This is a genomic window from Saccharopolyspora hordei (assembly GCF_013410345.1).
Lineage (GTDB): Bacteria > Actinomycetota > Actinomycetes > Mycobacteriales > Pseudonocardiaceae > Saccharopolyspora > Saccharopolyspora hordei.
Map to the genome: position 1 here is coordinate 4455714 of NZ_JACCFJ010000001.1, position 16251 is coordinate 4471964.

The 16251-nt window shown below is 72.3% G+C and carries 13 protein-coding genes; 8 read left to right on the plus strand and 5 right to left on the minus strand.

What is annotated here, in order from left to right:
- Positions 1-8: 8 nt before the first annotated feature.
- Positions 9-1097, minus strand: coding sequence for a zinc-binding dehydrogenase (locus tag HNR68_RS20400; protein WP_179723373.1), 1089 nt, complete (start codon positions 1095-1097; stop codon positions 9-11).
- 356 nt (positions 1098-1453) lie between these two features.
- On the opposite strand from HNR68_RS20400, the gene HNR68_RS20405 reads away from it, so the two are divergent.
- From HNR68_RS20405 to HNR68_RS20415, 3 genes are read left to right on the plus strand one after another with little or no spacing between them, the layout of a single operon-like run.
- Positions 1454-2632 (plus strand): acyl-CoA dehydrogenase family protein, encoded by a 1179-nt coding sequence (locus HNR68_RS20405; protein ID WP_179723374.1) that lies wholly within the window; start codon positions 1454-1456, stop codon positions 2630-2632.
- Positions 2633-2681: 49 nt separating this feature from the next.
- Positions 2682-3776 (plus strand): acyl-CoA dehydrogenase family protein, encoded by a 1095-nt coding sequence (locus HNR68_RS20410; RefSeq protein WP_179723375.1) that lies wholly within the window; start codon positions 2682-2684, stop codon positions 3774-3776.
- A 1-nt stretch (position 3777) separates the two neighbouring features.
- A complete protein-coding gene (locus tag HNR68_RS20415; RefSeq protein ID WP_179723376.1) occupies positions 3778-5346 on the plus strand; it encodes a long-chain-fatty-acid--CoA ligase in 1569 nt (522 codons plus the stop codon).
- Between the two features lie 54 nt (positions 5347-5400).
- Here the strand turns inward: HNR68_RS20415 and HNR68_RS20420 are convergent, their stop codons facing one another.
- Both HNR68_RS20420 and HNR68_RS20425 read right to left on the minus strand, forming a co-directional pair.
- Positions 5401-6504, minus strand: coding sequence for an NAD(P)H-dependent flavin oxidoreductase (locus tag HNR68_RS20420; RefSeq protein WP_179723377.1), 1104 nt, complete (start codon positions 6502-6504; stop codon positions 5401-5403).
- A 68-nt stretch (positions 6505-6572) separates the two neighbouring features.
- The gene (locus tag HNR68_RS20425; protein ID WP_179723378.1) at positions 6573-8198 is read right to left on the minus strand and encodes an AMP-binding protein; all 1626 of its coding nucleotides are present in this window, start codon (positions 8196-8198) and stop codon (positions 6573-6575) included.
- 147 nt (positions 8199-8345) lie between these two features.
- Between HNR68_RS20425 and HNR68_RS20430 the strand changes: the two genes are divergently transcribed.
- A complete protein-coding gene (locus HNR68_RS20430) occupies positions 8346-9149 on the plus strand; it encodes a crotonase/enoyl-CoA hydratase family protein (protein WP_179723379.1) in 804 nt (267 codons plus the stop codon).
- A gap of 51 nt (positions 9150-9200) precedes the next feature.
- Here the strand turns inward: HNR68_RS20430 and HNR68_RS20435 are convergent, their stop codons facing one another.
- Entirely contained in the window at positions 9201-10751 is a 1551-nt protein-coding gene (locus HNR68_RS20435; RefSeq protein ID WP_179723380.1) for an AMP-binding protein, read from the minus strand.
- 117 nt (positions 10752-10868) lie between these two features.
- Positions 10869-11909, minus strand: a complete 1041-nt coding sequence (locus HNR68_RS20440) for an LLM class F420-dependent oxidoreductase (protein ID WP_179723381.1) — start codon at positions 11907-11909, stop codon at positions 10869-10871.
- A gap of 49 nt (positions 11910-11958) precedes the next feature.
- Between HNR68_RS20440 and HNR68_RS20445 the strand changes: the two genes are divergently transcribed.
- The 4 genes from HNR68_RS20445 to HNR68_RS20460 all read left to right on the plus strand — a co-directional run bounded on the left by HNR68_RS20445 (position 11959) and on the right by HNR68_RS20460 (position 16129).
- Positions 11959-12957 (plus strand): Zn-ribbon domain-containing OB-fold protein, encoded by a 999-nt coding sequence (locus tag HNR68_RS20445; protein WP_179723382.1) that lies wholly within the window; start codon positions 11959-11961, stop codon positions 12955-12957.
- 96 nt (positions 12958-13053) lie between these two features.
- A complete protein-coding gene (locus HNR68_RS20450) occupies positions 13054-14103 on the plus strand; it encodes a thiolase domain-containing protein (protein WP_179723383.1) in 1050 nt (349 codons plus the stop codon).
- On the plus strand, positions 14103-15263 hold the full coding sequence (locus HNR68_RS20455; protein ID WP_179723384.1) for a thiolase domain-containing protein: 1161 nt from the start codon (positions 14103-14105) through the stop codon (positions 15261-15263). Before HNR68_RS20450 ends, HNR68_RS20455 begins: the two co-directional genes overlap by 1 nt.
- Complete coding sequence (locus tag HNR68_RS20460) at positions 15260-16129, plus strand: TIGR03619 family F420-dependent LLM class oxidoreductase (protein ID WP_179723385.1); 870 nt, start codon at positions 15260-15262, stop codon at positions 16127-16129. The genes HNR68_RS20455 and HNR68_RS20460 overlap by 4 nt, the downstream gene beginning before the upstream one ends.
- Positions 16130-16251: the final 122 nt, after the last annotated feature.

A 16251-nucleotide genomic window follows, 5' to 3' on the forward strand; every position in this document is an offset into this window, starting at 1 on the left:
GCGCGCCGTCAGTCGAACTCGACGATCTGGCGGACGATCGCGCCGCCCGGCTCCTGCAGCGCGGCCAGCCCGTCGTTGATCTCGTCCAACCGGATGCGGCGGGAGATCATGCCCTCCAGGTCCAGCTGCCCGGCCCGCCAGAAGTCGAGCATCCGGGCGGTGTCGCGCCGCGGGTCGGACGAGCCGTAGAAGGACGGCAGGATCTTCTTCTCGTTGATGAACAGCTCTTGGGCGTTGAGCTCGACGGCCTGCTCCGGCCCGCCGGCGCCGACGACGACCACGCTGCCGCCGCGGCGGGCCGCGTCGTAGGCGGAGCGGATGGTGGCCGCCAGGCCGACCACCTCGATGGCGTAGTCGAAGCCCCGTCCACCGGTGACCTCGTTCTTCAGCTCCTCCAGGCCCTCCGGTGTGGTCGTGTGCGTGGCACCGAACCGCTTCGCCACCGCGTGCTTGTCGGTCACCGGGTCCACCGCGACGACCCGCGACGCCCCGGCCAACCGGGCGCCCTGGATCACCGAGATGCCCACGCCACCGCAGCCGATCACGACCACAGTGGACCCCGGTTCGACCTTCGCGGTGTTGAGCACCGCGCCGACCCCGGTGAGCACCCCGCACCCGACCAGCGCGGCGATCTCGAACGGCACGTCCGGGTCGACCTTGATGGCTCCGACGCTGGGCACCACGACCTCCTCGGCGAAGGCCCCGCAGCCGCCGAAGCCGAACGCGGGCTCGCCGGCGACCTCGAAGCGCGGCGAGACGAAAGCGGCCACGGTGTGCACCTCGCACAGGTTCGGCTGCCCGCCCAGGCAGTACGCGCACCGCCCGCACTGCGGCACGAACGACAGCACCACGTGGTCGCCGGGCTGCAGGTCGGTGACCGAGCTGCCGACCTCCAGCACCTCACCGGCGCCCTCGTGCCCCATCACGCCCGGGGCCAGCGCGGGCAGCCCGCCCTTCATCGCGGACACGTCGCTGTGGCACACCCCGGCCGCCCGGATGCGCACGCGCACCTCGTCGGGACCAGGCTTGGTGGTGGCGACGTCCTCGCGCACGTCCAGCTCGCCATCACCGATCTGCTTGAGCACCGCCGCCTTCACCGGTTGGTCACCTCACCGAGAGTCAGGGACTGTAACTCGCAACACACTAGAACGTGTTCTTTCACAGAGGCAAGAGCGATGTGAAAACCACGTGTCAACGAACGATTTGCACGTCACGGCGCATGGAACGTGTTCTCATCGATTCAGATGCGCACCACCACTCGGCTGCTCAACGACCCGTTCGAGCCAGTGTCACTGCTCCATTCGGTGCGCATCCGCTCGCCCAGCCAAACCTAGAACCAGTTCCGACGCGGGTACGCGACCGCACGCAGCCTTCCCACGAGCGACTTCTCGACCAGGGCGGCTCGACCGGACTATGGTTGGTGAAACATGTTTCATGACCGCAGGAGGGGTGCATGCGCATCGCCTACACACCCGAGCAGGAGCAGCTGCGCGAGGAGCTGCGGCGCTACTTCGACAAGCTCATGACGCCCGAGATCCGCGCGGAGCTGACCGCGCACGGCGACTACGGCGACGGCGAGGCGTACCGGCACGTGGTGCGGCAGATGGGCGAGGACGGCTGGCTCGCGCTCGGCTGGCCCACCGAGTACGGCGGGCAGGACCGCAGCACGCTCGACCAGCTGATCTTCACCGACGAGGCCGCGATCGCCGGCGCCCCGGTGCCCTTCCTGACGCTCAACAGCATCGCGCCGACCATCATGCGCTTCGGCACCCCGGAGCAGAAGGCGCACTACCTGCCGAAGATCGCCGCCGGGGAGATCCACTTCTCGATCGGCTACTCCGAGCCGGAGGCCGGCACCGACCTGGCCTCGCTGCGCACCACCGCCGACCGCGACGGTGACGAGTACGTGGTCAACGGCCAGAAGATGTGGACCAGCCTCATCCAGTACGCCGACTACGTGTGGCTGGCCTGCCGGACCGACCGCACCGCGAAGAAGCACAAGGGCTTGAGCATCCTCATCGTGCCCACCGACTCCCCCGGCTTCTCCTGGACGCCGGTGCGCACCGTCGCCGGACCGACCACCAGCGCGACCTACTACCAGGACGTCCGCGTCCCGGCCTCCGCGCTGGTGGGCGCGGAGAACGAGGGCTGGCCGCTGATCACCAACCAGCTCAACCACGAGCGCGTGGCGCTCACCTCGGCCGCCCCGCTGCGCTCCGCGTTGAGCGAGGTGGTGCAGTGGGCTCGCACGACCCGGCTGACCGACGGGCGCCGGGTGATCGACCAGGAGTGGGTGCGGCACCACCTGGCCCGGGTGCACGCCGGAGCGGAGTTCCTCAAGCTGGTCAACTGGAAGATCGCCACCACGGTCGAGCAGCAACCCGCGCCCGCGACGGCGTCGGCCACGAAGGTGTTCGGCACCGAGTTCGCCACCGAGGCCTACCGCCTGCTCATGGAGGTCCTCGGCAGCGCGGCCCACGTCCGGCAGGGCTCCCCCGGCGCGGCGCTGCGCGGGCGGATCGAGCGCATGCACCGCTCCTCGCTGATCCTCACCTTCGGCGGTGGCACCAACGAGGTGCAGCGCGACATCGTGGCCACCGTCGGACTGGGCCTGCCCCCGGCCAAGCGCTGACGCCCCACTCCCCTGCCTGCGGCAGGGGCCGGACTTCGGAGGAGAACCCGTGGACTTCACCCTGACCGAGGCGCAGGACGACCTGGCCGACCTCACCCGCAGGATCCTCGACGACCACGTGACCAACGAGCGGTTGCGCGAGGTGGAGCGCGGCGAGGACCGGTTCGACCGTGCACTGTGGACTCAGCTGAGCGCCGCCGAGGTGCTCTCCGCCGCGCTGCCCGAGTCCGTCGGCGGGGGCGGTTTCGGGCTGCTGGAGCAGTGCAGCGTGCTCATCGAGCTCGGCCGCGCCGTCGCGCCCGTCCCGTACCTGAGCTCGATCACCGCCGCCGCGTCGGCGATCGCGCGGTTCGGCACCGACCAGCAGCGGCTCCGCTGGGCCGCGCCCGCCGCCCGGGGCGAGCTGGTGCTCACCGCCGCGCTGACCGAGGAGCACAACCCGGACCCGCGCGTCCCGGCCAGCCGCGCCGAGCAGCACGACGGGGAATGGCGACTCACCGGCAGCAAGACGGGCGTCCCGGCCGGCGCGGTGGCCGACCTCGTCCTGGTCCCCGCGTCCACACCGGACGGACCACGGGTGTTCCTGGTGGAGCGGGACCGGCTGTCCGTGCAGCGCCAGCGCGTCGTCGACGGCGACAGCGAGGCCTGGCTGGACCTCGACGGCGTCCGGGTCGGCGAGGACCGGGTGCTCGGCGGGGCGGAGGTGCTCGACTGGCTGCTGACCCGCACCACCGTCGGGGTGTGCGCGCACCAGGTCGGCGTCCTCTCCCGCGCCCTGGAGCTGACCAGCGACCACGCCCGCGAGCGGGTGCAGTTCGGGCGGCCCATCGGCACCTTCCAGGCCGTGGCGCAGCGGCTCGCCGACGCCTTCATCGACGTGGAAGCGGCGCGGCTGACGCTGTGGCAGGCCGCGTGGCGGGTGGCCGAGGGGCTGCCCAGCGCGGAGGAGGTGGCCACCGCGAAGTTCTGGGCCGCCGACGCCGGGCACCGGGTCGCGCACACCGCGGTCCACGTGCACGGTGGGGTCGGCATCGACCTGGACCACCCGCTGCACCGCTACTTCGTCGCGGCCAAGCGCAACGAGTTCACCCTCGGTGGCGCGGAGGCGCAGCTCGGCCGGCTCGGCGACGCCTTGGCGGGTTGACATGACGCCCACCGTGACCGAGCTCCTGCTCGCGCGCGCCGACGACGGGCGGTGCGGGCTGCGCTTCGAGGACAGCTCGTGGACGTGGGCCGAGGTCGTGCGGCGCTGCGCGGAGCGCGCCTCGCTGCTGCGCTCGCTGCGCCGCCCGGGCCCGTTCCACGTCGGCGTGCTGCTCGGCAACGTCCCCGAGTTCACCTTCCTGCTCGGCGGGGCGGCGTTCTCCGGCGCGGTGCTGGTCGGCCTCAACCCGACGCGGCGGGGCGCGGCGCTGGCCCGCGACGTGCGGGTGACCGACTGCCAGCTGGTGCTCACCGACGCCGCGCACGCGGACCTGCTCGCGGACCTGGACCTCGACGTGCCGGTGCTGGAGGTCGACTCCCCGGCGTGGTCGGACCTGCTCGCCGAGCACGCCGGGGCCGAGCTCGCGCCGGTGGCGGCCGGACCCGACGACCTGCTGGTGCTGGTGTTCACCTCCGGCACCGGCGGTGACCCGAAGGCGGTCCGCTGCACGCACGCCAAGATCGCCTTCCCCGGCCGGATGCTGGCCGAGCGCTTCGGGCTCACCGGCGAGGACGTCACGTACGTGGCGATGCCGCTGTTCCACTCCAACGCGCTCATGGCGGGGTGGGCGGTCGGGCTGGCCGCGGGGGCGACCATCGCGCTGCGCCGGCGCTTCTCCGCCTCCGGCTTCCTGCCCGACGTGCGGCGCTTCGGCGCGACCTACGCCAACTACGTGGGCAAGCCGCTGGCGCACGTGCTGGCCACCCCACCGCGGCCGGACGACGCCGACAACCCGCTGCGCGTGGTGTACGGCAACGAGGCCAACGAGCGGGACCTGCGGCGCTTCGCCGAGCGGTTCGGCTGCCTGGTGGTCGACGGGTTCGGCTCCACCGAGGGCGGGATCGCCATCTCCCGCACCCCGGACACACCGCCGGGTGCGCTCGGCCGGCTGCCCGAGGGGGTCGCCGTGCTCGACCCCGAGACCGGGAAGCCGTGCGCCACCGCGGAGTTCTCCCCCGACGGGACGCTGCTCAACCCCGACGAGGCCATCGGCGAGCTGGTCAACACGGCCGGTGCCGGCTGGTTCGCCGGGTACTACAACGCCCCGGAAGCCGACGCGGAGCGGATGCGCGACGGCATGTACTGGAGCGGTGACCTGGCCTACCTCGACGCCGACGGCTTCTGCCACTTCGCCGGCCGCACCGCCGACTGGCTGCGGGTGGACGGCGAGAACCTGGCGACCGCGCCGATCGAGCGGGTCCTGCAGCGGCACCCGGAGGTCCGCGAAGCCGCCGTCTACGGCGTCCCGGACCCCGTGGTGGGCGACCAGGTGATGGCGGCGTTGGTCACGACGGGCGCCTTCACCGTCGAGGAGTTCGCGGGCTTCCTGTCCGCCCAGGCGGACCTGGGCCCGAAGCAGTGGCCACGCTACCTCCGCCTCGCGAGCGACCTGCCCCGGACGGCGACGCACAAGGTCCTCAAGCGCCAGCTGCAGTCCGAAGCCCTCGGCACCGAGGACCCGGTCTACCGCCGCAGCGACCGCGGCACGTACGTCCGCCACCGGGCGTGACCAGCGGTCCGCGGGCCCCCTGCCGGTGCGCCAGGGGGCCTGCGGGCCAGGTGGTCAGCGCAGGTCGGACAGCTTGACGATGGTCTCGTCCAGTTCGGCCAGCAGGTCGGCCATGACGTCGGCGACCGGCCGGACCTTGTTCATCCGGCCCACGACCTGCCCCACCGGCATCGACACCACGGTCGGGTCCGCGGAGCGTGTGATGCGCTGGTGCGCCTCGCTGACCAGGACGTTCTGCAGCGGCATCGGCAGCGGTTCCGGCGCGCCGGGCGCCGACCACGCGTCGGTCCACCGCGTCTTGAGCAGCCGGGCCGGTTTGCCGGTGTAGATCCGGGTGCGCACGGTGTCGCTGGAGCCCGCCGCCAGCAGCGCCTGCTGCGTCGCCGCGTTGCCCGGGATCTGCTGGTACTCCGTGGTGGTCAGCCAGTACGAGCCCATCCACGCACCGCTGGCGCCGAGCGCGAGCGCGGCCGCGACCTGCCGCCCGGAGCCGATGCCGCCGGCGGCCAGCACCGGGACCCGGTCACCGACCGCGTCGACGATCTCCGGCACCAGCACCATGGTGGCGATCTCCCCGGTGTGCCCACCGGCCTCGTGGCCCTGCGCCACCACGATGTCGACCCCCTTGTCGACGTGCCGCACCGCGTGCTCGGCCTTGCCGGCCAGGGCGGCCACCAGGAGACCGTGCCCGTGCGCCCGCTCGATGACGTCCACCGGCGGCGAGCCCAGCGCGTTGGCGATCAGCCGCACCGGGTGCCGCAGCGCGACGTCCACGTGCGAGCGGGCGACCGAGTGCAGCCAGCCCAGCACCCCGTCCTGCTTCTGCTCCCCCTCGGGCAGCTCGGGCACGCCCAGCTCGTCGAGGGTGCGGCGGACGAACTCCCGGTGCTCTGGCGGGATGAGCTGTTCCAGGTCGACTGCGGCGCCCTCGGTGGGGACCTTCGCCGGCATGACCACGTCCACCCCGTAGGGCTTGCCGTCGGTGTTGGCGTCCATCCAGTCCAGCACCCCGTCGAGCTCGTCGGGGTCGTTGAACCGCACGCAGCCCAGCACACCGAGCCCGCCGGCCCGGCTGATCGCCGCCGCGACGTGCTCGGACGGGGTGAACCCGACGATCGGGTGCTCGATGCCCAGGGTGTCGCACAGTGTCTTTCGCATGGCTCCTCATCGGTCCTCTCGGGAGTGCGGCCGCGAGATGCGTGGCCGGTCCTGCCGCGCGCGGCCCGTCAGCGCGGCTCCGGGGCGGTCGCGGGCTCGCGCACCTCGGTCGGCGGGTGCGTCGCGGTGTGCTGCTGGGCCCACGGGTAGTCGGGCTTGCCGCTGGGCGAGCGGGCGATCTGGTCGACCAGCCACAGGCTGCGCGGCACCTTGTACCCGGCGATCCACTGCCGCACGTGCGCGTCGAGGTCGGCGAGCTCGGGGCGCGCACCGGGCCGGGGCTGCACCACCGCGGCGACCCGCTGCCCCATCCGCTCGTCCGGCACGCCGACGACCAGCGCGTCGAAGACGTCCTCGTGCGACTTCAGCGCGGCCTCCACCTCTTCCGGGTAGACCTTCTCCCCGCCGGTGTTGATGGACACCGAACCGCGGCCCAGCATGGTGACGGTGCCGTCGTCCTCGATCCGCGCGTAGTCGCCCGGCACCACGTAGCGGGTGCCGTCGATCTCGACGAACACCTTCCGCGTCTTCTCCTCGTCCTTGTAGTAGCCCAGCGGCACGTGCCCGCTGCGCGCCAGCCAGCCGACCTCACCGGGCTCGGCGAAGGTGCCGTCGTCGCGCAGGACCGTGGTCGAGGAGTCGGCCTGGACCCGCGGTCCGCCGGACTGCTCGCCGTCGCCGGTGACCACGCCGATGCCGCTGAACCCGGTCTCGGACGAGCCGATGGAGTCGGTGAGGACGACGTTCGGCAGCGCCTCGACGTACTGGCGCTGCACCGACGGCGAGAACAGGGCCGCACTGCTGGAGATCGCCACGAGCGAGGACGCGTCGTAACCGCCCTCGTGGTAGGCCTCGATGAGCGGCCGGGCCATCGCGTCCCCGGTGATCGCCAGCACGTTGACCCCCTCCCGCTCGATGGCGCGCCACACCTCGTGCGCGTCGAACTGCGGGACGAACACCACCGGGCTGCAGGCGAAGAGGTTGCCGAAGCTGGCCCACTGCGCGGCACCGTGGATGAACGGGGCCGCGGGCAGCCGGACCAGACCACCGCTCTCGGCACCGGCGCGGGCCTGCTGCCACTCGTCCTGCATCGCTTCCCCGGTCATGAAGTCGATGCCGCCGCCCAGCACGCGCCAGACGTCCTCGTGCCGCCACATCACGCCCTTCGGCATGCCCGTGGTGCCACCGGTGTAGAGCAGGTACAGGTCGTCCGCGCTGCGCTCCGGGAAGTCCCGAGCACCGGACTGCCCGAACAGCGCGGACTCGTACTCGGTCCCGTCGTGGTCGAGGTCCGTGCCGTCCTCGATGACCAGGACTTCGCGCAGGTCCGGGAATTCCGGGCGGACCTCGGCGACCTTGTCGCTGAAGCGGCGCTCGTGCACCAGCGCCGCCAGGTCGGCGTTGTCGAAGATGTAGCGCAGTTCCGCGGGCACGTAGCGGAAGTTGACGTTCACCGGCACGGCGCGGATCTTGTAGGCCGCCAGCATGGCTTCCAGCGCCTCGATCCCGTTGCGGGAGTAGATCCCGATGTGCGAGCCGCGGCCGAGTCCGCGAGAGGTGTAGTGGTGCGCCAGCTGGTTGGCCCGCGACTCCAGCTGCGCGAAGGTGAGCCGTCGCTCGCCGCAGACCACGGCGATGCGATCCGGCGTCAGATCGACGGCGTGCTCGAAGAGATCTGCGATGTTGTACGCCACCCTGATGAAAGTAGAACGTGTTATCGTTGCGAGCAAGAACCCGAAGGGGCCAAAAGGGTTTTCCCGACAGAAACGGGTTCGCTCGCACGATCCAGACCCGTTCTTCCCCTTGACACAGCGGGGAATCCGTCACGCGGAAGGTTGACCATGACGTCGAGCACCGAGGTCGTCGAACAACCCCACTGCCTGGTCGAGCGCCGCGGGCCGGTGCTCGTGGTGACCATGAACCGGCCCGAGGCGCGCAACGCGCTGTCCGGGCCGATGCTGCAGATCATGAAGGAAGCCTGGGACGAAGTGGACCGCGACGACGGGATCCGCGCGTGCGTCCTCACCGGAGCGGGCGGTGCGTTCTGCGCCGGGGCGGACCTCAAGGCGATGACGCGGTCGCACCCCGGTGACACCGCTCGCGGCATGGACATGTCCGTCATCGAACCGCTGCTCAAGGGACGCCGGCTGACCAAGCCGCTGATCGCCGCGGTGGAGGGACCGGCCGTCGCAGGCGGCACCGAGATCCTGCAGGCCACTGACATCCGCGTCGCGGGCGAGAGCGCCCGGTTCGGCGTCTCGGAGGCGCGCTGGGGGCTGTTCCCGCTCGGCGGCTCGGCGGTCCGGCTGCCGCGGCAGGTCCCGTACACCGTCGCCGCCGACATCCTGTTGACCGGCAGGCACATCCGCGCCGCCGAGGCCAAGGAGATCGGCCTGATCGGTCACGTCGTCCCGGACGGGCAGGCACTCGACAAGGCCCTCGAACTGGCCGAGCAGATCGCGGCCAACGGCCCGCTGGCGGTGCAGGCGATCCTGCGCACGATGCGGGAGACCGAGGGCATGCCGGAGAACGAGGCGTTCACAGTGGACGCACGGCTGGGCATGGAGGTCTTCGCCAGCGAGGACGCCAAGGAAGGACCGCGGGCGTTCGCGGAGAAGCGCACCCCGCAGTTCCGCGCCCGCTGACCGGGCGGAGGGCGCCTCCCGCGCGGGGGCGCCCTCCCACCGCGCTCGGTGTCAGATCGCGCGGTCCCGGTCGGCCCAGTACGGGTCGCGGAGCTTGCGCTTGTAGAGCTTGCCGTTGGGGTCCCGGGGCAGCTCGTCAACGAAGTCGACGCTGCGCGGCGTCTTGAACTTCGCCAGCCGGTCGCGGGCGTGGGCCAGCAGCTCCTCGGCCAGCTCGGGTCCCGGCGCGACGCCCTCGGCGGGCTGCACGACCGCCTTGACCTCCTCGCCCCACTCCTCGTTCGGGACGCCGAACACCGCCACGTCCCCGACCTTGGGGTGCACCGAGAGCACGTTCTCGATCTCCGCCGGGTAGATGTTCACCCCGCCCGAGATGATCATGTCGCTCTTGCGGTCGCACAGGTACAGGTAGCCGTCCTCGTCCAGGTAGCCGACGTCGCCGAGGGTGAACAGGTCGCCGACGCGGGACTGCTCGGTCTTGCGGGCGTCGCGGTGGTACTCGAAGGTCGAGCTCCCCATCCGCATGTACACCGTGCCGACCTCGCCCGGCGGCAGCTCCGCGCCGTCGTCGCCGAGGACCTTGACCGTGGAGCCCGGCCACGGCTTGCCCACCGAGCCCGGCTTCCGCAACCACTCCTCCGCGCTGATCGCGGTGCCCCCGCCCTCGGTGGCGGCGTAGTACTCGATCACCACGGGCCCCCACCACTCCAGCATCGCCCGCTTGACCTCCGGCGGGCACGGTGCGGCACCGTGGATCGCCGCGCGCAGCGACGACACGTCGTAGCGCTGCCGGACCTCGGCGGGCAGCGCCAGCAGCCGGCGGAACTGGGTGGGCACCATGTGCGTGTGCGTCACCCGGTGCCGCTCGATCAGCCTGAGCATCTCCTCCGGGTCCCACCGGTCCATCAGCACCGCGGTGTGCCCCAGCTGGATGGAGTGCGTGACGAAGTTGAGCACGGCGGTGTGGTAGAGCGGTGAGCCGCACAGGTGGACGTGCCCGTCGAAGGGCTCGAGCCCGAAGATGCCGAAGAACCACGTGGCCGCGGCGGGCACCACGTCGGGGTCGGCCCCGGTCAGCGGGCGCCGGACCCCCTTGGGCCGGCCGGTGGTGCCCGACGTGTAGAGCATCGGCGAGCCCATCGTGCGCACGTCCGGCCGCTTCGCCGGTTCCTGCGCGCCGAGCCGGGAGAGCTGCTGGAAGCCCGGCACCTCCCCCACCGCGAAGCGCGCCGACGCGGGCAGCCCGGAACGCGCGGCGGCGTCGGAGGCCGCCGCGCCGAAGCGCTCGTGCGCGATGAACGCCTTGGCGCCGCTGTCCTCGATCAGGTACGCGACCTCGGCGCCGACCAGGTGCCAGTTCACCGTCACGACGTACAGACCGCACTGCAGGGCGGCGAAGTAGGCGGCCAGCAGGTCCGGGCCGTTGGGCAGCATGAGCACCACGCTGTCGCCCACGTCGAGCCCCATGCTCTGCAGGCCGCGCCCGTAGCGGTCGGCCGCCGCGGCGAGTTCGGCGTAGCTCACCGAGCTGCCGTCGGGGGCGACCACGGCCACCCGGTCCGGTTCCTGCTCGGCGATCTTCCACAACCCGATGTCAGACACGGTGGGACTCCTGTCGACGGTGACGGGGGACGATCCCACGAATGTAGAACGTGTTACAGTCGAGCGGCAAGACCCCGCACCCGAGGCGAGCAGCGCCCACACCGTCTACAGAGGACGTCAGCTCAGCTCCAGCGCCGCCGCGACGCTGCGGACGTGGTCCACCGAGCGGCACCCGACGAGCAGGGTGTCCACACCGGACTTCTCCCACTCCGCCACCTTCGCCCGCACGGTCGCGGTGTCACCGATGATCGCGATCTCGTCGACCATCTCGTCCGGCACCGCCTCCACCGCCTCCTGCCGGCGCCCCGCCCCGAACAGCCGCAGCACGTCGTCCACGACCGCGTCGTAGTCCATCCGGCGGAACAGCTCCGCGTGGAAGTTCATGGTCGGCGCTCCCATGCCGCCGATGTAGAGCGCGAGCGACGGCTTGAGCTTCGCCCGCTCGGCGGCCGGGTCGTCGGTCACCACCACCTGGCAGCTGGCGGCCACCTCGAAGTCCTCCCGGCGACGGCGCGCGCCCGGCCGGGCGAAGCCCTCCGCCAGCCAGTCCTCGTACATCCCGGCCACGCGCGGCGAGTAGTACACCGCGATCCAGCCGTCGGCGATCTCGGCCGTCTGCGCCACGTTGCGCGGCCCCTCCGCGCCCAGCCAGATCGGCAGGTCCGCCCGCAGCGGGTGGGTGATCGGCCGCAGCGGCTTGCCCAGCCCGAGCGACCCCGGTCCGTCGTAGGGCAGCCGGTAGTGCGGTCCGTCGTTGCGCACCGGCGCCTCGCGGGCCAGCACCTGGCGGACCACGGAGACGTACTCCCGCGTCCGCGCGAGGGGCTTGGCGAACGGCGCGCCGTACCAGCCCTCCACCACCTGCGGGCCGGACACGCCGAGACCGAGCACGCAGCGACCGCCGGAGAGGTGGTCCAGGGTCAACGCGTGCATCGCGCACGACGCCGGGGTCCGCGCGGCGATCTGCGCCACCGAGGTGCCCAGCCGCACGCGGCCGGTCCGCGACCCCCACCAGGCCAGCGGGGTGAAGGCGTCCGAGCCCCAGGACTCCGCCGCGAAGACCGAGTCAAACCCGACCCGTTCGGCTTCGAGAACGAGTTCCTCCGCGTTCTGCGGCGGCTGGGCCCCCCAGTAGCCGAGCTGCAGCCCGATCCTCATCAGCGGTCCTCCTCTTCCCGACGTCTCCACCAGCCCCCATCCTGCCGGGATGTTGCCCCAAAATCGAGAACATGTTTCACTTCAATTCGTGACTGGGCTCTCCGAACCACTCAGCGCACCGCTCGAAGTCGGCTTCGACTACACCCGCTCCCTGGGACCGGTGCACAGCCGGTTCGCCACCGAACTGAGCCGCCGCCGCATCGTCGGCGTGCGCGGCAGCGACGGCCGCGTCCACGTGCCGCCGATCGAGTACGACCCGGACACCGCCGCACCGCTCGACGAGTTCGTCCCGGTCGGCTCGCAGGGGACCGTGGTGAGCTGGTCGTGGATGCCGGAACCACTGGAAGGCCAACCGCTGCAGCACCCGTTCGCCTGGGCGCTCGTGCTCCTCGACGGCGCGGACACGCCGGTGCTGCACGCCGTGGACGTCGGCTCGCCCGAGGACATCCGCACCGGGATGCGGGTGCAGGTCCGGTGGGCGGAGCAGCGCGGCGGCGGGATCCGCGACATCGCCTGCTTCGAACCGGCGACCGGGACCCCCGCGGCACCGGACGAGGCCGAACCCGAACCGGTCACCATGATCACCGCTCCGGTGCACCTGCACTACCAGCACTCGGCTTCCCCCGAGGAGAGCCGCTACCTGCGCGGTCTCGCCGAGGGGCGGCTGCTCGGGCAGCGCTGCCCGCAGTGCGGGAAGGTCTACATCCCACCGCGCGGGGCCTGCCCCACCGACGGCGTGCCGACCGAGGAGGAGGTGGAGCTGCCGGACACCGGGACCGTCACCACCTTCTGCATCGTCAACGTGCCGTTCCTGGGGCAGCGCATCACACCGCCGTACGTCTCGGCCTACGTCCTGCTCGACGGCGCCGACATCGCCTTCCTGCACCTGGTCCTGGGCTGCGACGCGGCGGACGTGCGGATGGGCATGCGGGTGCGCGCGCAGTGGAAGCCCCGCGAGGAGTGGGGCTACACGCTGCAGAACATCGACCACTTCCGGCCCACCGGCGAGCCCGATGCGCCGTTCGAGTCCTACGCCCAACACCTCTAGGGCGGTCGCGGTGCCCGGCCTCGCGGGGCAGCACGGGGCCCCACGACCGGCACCCGGCCGGACCGCTCCGACATCCGAGACGCCGAGGAGTACACCGTGGCAGACGTAGCGGTCGTCGGGTTCGCGCAAGCACCGAACGTGCGCGCCACCCACGGCACCACCAACGGGGTCGAGATGCTGGTCCCGATCTTCCAGGAGGTGCTCGCCGGCACCGGGCTGAGCACCTCCGACATCGGGTTCTGGTGCTCCGGCTCGTCGGACTACCTGGCGGGCCGCGCGTTCTCGTTCATCGCGGCGGTGGACGCCATCGGCGCCTTCCCGCCGATCAACGAGTCCCACGTGGAGATGGACGCCGCGTGGGCGCTGTACGAGGCGTGGGTGAAGATCCGCACCGGCGAGGTCGACACCGCGCTGGTCTACGGTTTCGGCAAGTCCTCGGCCGGCGACCTGCGCCGGACCCTGGCGCTGCAGCTCGACCCCTACACCACCGCTCCGCTGTGGCCGGACTCGGTGAGCATCGCCGGGCTGCAGGCCCGGCTCGGGCTGGACTCCGGCGCGTGGACCGAGGAGGACATGGCCGCGGTCGCCGCCCGCAGCCTCGCCTCCGCCGGGCCCGGCGCGCAGCGCTCCGGGAAGGTCGAGGTGGCCGACCTGCTCGCCGAGCCCTACGTCGCCGACCCGCTGCGCAAGCACGACTGCGCTCCCATCACCGACGGAGCCGCCGTGGTCGTGCTGGCCGGCGCCGACCGGGCGCGGGAGCTGCACGAGCGCCCGGCGTGGATCACCGGCCTGGAGCACCGGCTCGAGTCCGGCAGCCTCGGCGCCCGCGACCTGCTCCGCTCCCCGTCGACCACCGCCGCGGCCCGCGCCGCCGGCACCGACGGGGTCGAGCTCGCCGAGCTGCACGCGCCGTTCACCCACCAGGAGATCGTGCTGCGGCGCGCGATCGGGCTCGGCGACGACGTGGAGATCAACCCCTCGGGCGGCCCGTTGTGCGGCAACCCGATGTTCGCCGCGGGGCTGGCGCGCATCGGCGAGGCCGCGTCCCGCGTGATGTCCGGTGCGGCGGAGCGGGTCCTGGCGCACGCCACCAGCGGCCCGGCGCTGCAGCAGAACCTGGTCTGCGTGATGGAGGGAAGGTCCTGATGGGCAAGCGGTTGGCGGCGGTCCTCGGGACCGGCCAGACGCACCACACCAGCAAGCGCCACGACGTCTCGATCGCCGGGCTGTGCCGGGAGGCCGCCGAGCGCGCGCTCGCCGACTCCGGCCTGGACTGGCCGGACATCGACGCCGTCGTGGTCGGCAAGGCGCCCGACCTGTTCGAGGGCGTGATGATGCCCGAGCTGCACCTGGCGGACGCGCTGGGTGCCACGGGCAAGCCCATGCTGCGGGTGCACACCGCCGGATCGGTCGGCGGCTCGACGGCCAACGTGGCGGCGAGCCTGGTGCAGGGCGGCGTGCACCGGCGGGTGCTGGCGGTAGCGTTCGAGAAGCAGTCCGAGTCCAACGCGATGTGGGCGCTGTCGATCCTGCCGCCGTTCACCATGCCGGTCGGCGCGGGCGCGGGCGGCTACTTCGCGCCGCACGTGCGCTCCTACATCCGCCGGTCCGGCGCGCCCGAGCACATCGGCGCGATGGTGGCGGTCAAGGACCGCCGCAACGGCGCGAAGAACCCCTACGCCCACCTCAAGCAGGGCGACATCACCCTGGAGAAGGTGCTGTCCTCGCAGGTGCTGTGGGACCCGATCCGCTACGACGAGACCTGCCCGTCCTCCGACGGCGCGTGCGCGGTGGTCCTGGGCGACGAGAGCTCGGCCGGCTCCTCCGCGGCGTGGATCCACGCCACCGTGATGCGCACCGAGCCGACCACCTTCGCCGGGCGGGACCAGGTCAACCCGCAGGCCGGCAAGGACGCCGCGGCCGCGCTGTGGCGGGAGGCCGGCATCACCGACCCGTTGTCCGAAGTGGACACTGCGGAGATCTACGTGCCGTTCTCCTGGTTCGAGCCGATGTGGTTGGAGAACCTCGGCTTCGCCCCCGAGGGCGAGGGCTGGAAGCTCACCGAGTCCGGGGACACCGCGCTGGGCGGGCGTCTGCCGGTGAACCCCTCGGGCGGCGTGCTGTCGTCCAACCCGATCGGCGCCTCCGGGCTGCTGCGGTTCGCCGAGGCGGCGATGCAGGTCACCGGCAAGGCGGGCGAGCACCAGGTGGACGGGGCGCGCACCGCGCTCGGCCACGCCTACGGCGGTGGGTCCCAGTACTTCTCGATGTGGGTGGTCAGCGCCCGGAAACCGGGGGAAGCATGAAGTTCACGCTGTCCGTGGCGATGAGCCCGCTGGACCAGCTCACCGGGCTGGCCCGCACCGCGGAGGAGTGCGGCTTCGACGCCATCGCCCTGCCCGACTCGCTGTTCTACTCCGAGCAGGTCTCCGCGGCCTACCCCTACACCCCGGACGGCTCGCGGATGTGGGACGCCGAGACGCCGTGGGCGGACCCGCTGGTGGCCGCCGCGACGATGGGCGCGGTGACCTCGCGGCTGCGCTTCTACACCTCGGTGCTCAAGCTCGGTCCGCGCAACCCGGTGCTGCTGGCGCGGCAGGTGGGCTCGGTCGCGGTGCTCACCGGTGGCCGGTTCGGGCTCGGCATCGGGCTCGGCTGGGCACCGGAGGAGTTCGAGTGGTGCGGCGCGCCGTACGCCAGGCGCGGGGCGCGCGTGGACGAGGCCATCGAGGTGCTGCGGTTGATCCTCGGCGGCGGGATGGTCGAGCACCACGGCGAGTTCTTCGACTTCGACCGGCTGCAGATGAGCCCCGCGCCGGAGGACCCCGTGCCGATCTACATCGGCGGGCACACCGAGCCCGCGCTGCGGCGGGCCGCCCGGGTCGGCGACGGCTGGGCCTCGGCGATGATGACCCTCGAGGAGCTGCGCACCACCATCGACCGCCTCACCGAGCTGCGCGCCGCCCACGGCCGCGCGGACGAGCCGTTCGAGGTCCAGGCGGTGTGCGTGGACCGCTTCGGCGCCTCGGGCTACCGGGAGCAGGCCGAGATCGGCGTGACGGACGCGATCGTGGTCCCGTGGCTGTTCGACGGCCACGGCTTCGACGCCGACCTGCGCACCAAGCAGGACTCGATCCGCAAGTTCGCCGACGAGGTCATCAGCAAGGTCTGACGCGCCCCATCCGGGGGTGCCAGGTCCAGGCGGACCTGACGGCGCCCGGAGGCCTGGGCGGCCTGCCAGGTCCAGGCAGGACCGGCGAGCCTCGCGGCCGAGGTCGCGACTGGCTGGACGTT

Coding starts and splice junctions, on each gene's coding strand:
- HNR68_RS20405 (WP_179723374.1), top strand. CDS start 1,454: ATGCGCATCGCCTACACACCCGAGCAGGAGCAGCTGCGCGAGGAGCTG.
- HNR68_RS20415 (WP_179723376.1), top strand. CDS start 3,778: ATGACGCCCACCGTGACCGAGCTCCTGCTCGCGCGCGCCGACGACGGG.
- HNR68_RS20420 (WP_179723377.1), bottom strand. CDS start 6,504: ATGCGAAAGACACTGTGCGACACCCTGGGCATCGAGCACCCGATCGTC.
- HNR68_RS20430 (WP_179723379.1), top strand. CDS start 8,346: ATGACGTCGAGCACCGAGGTCGTCGAACAACCCCACTGCCTGGTCGAG.
- HNR68_RS20440 (WP_179723381.1), bottom strand. CDS start 11,909: ATGAGGATCGGGCTGCAGCTCGGCTACTGGGGGGCCCAGCCGCCGCAG.
- HNR68_RS20445 (WP_179723382.1), top strand. CDS start 11,959: ATGTTGCCCCAAAATCGAGAACATGTTTCACTTCAATTCGTGACTGGG.
- HNR68_RS20455 (WP_179723384.1), top strand. CDS start 14,103: ATGGGCAAGCGGTTGGCGGCGGTCCTCGGGACCGGCCAGACGCACCAC.
- HNR68_RS20460 (WP_179723385.1), top strand. CDS start 15,260: ATGAAGTTCACGCTGTCCGTGGCGATGAGCCCGCTGGACCAGCTCACC.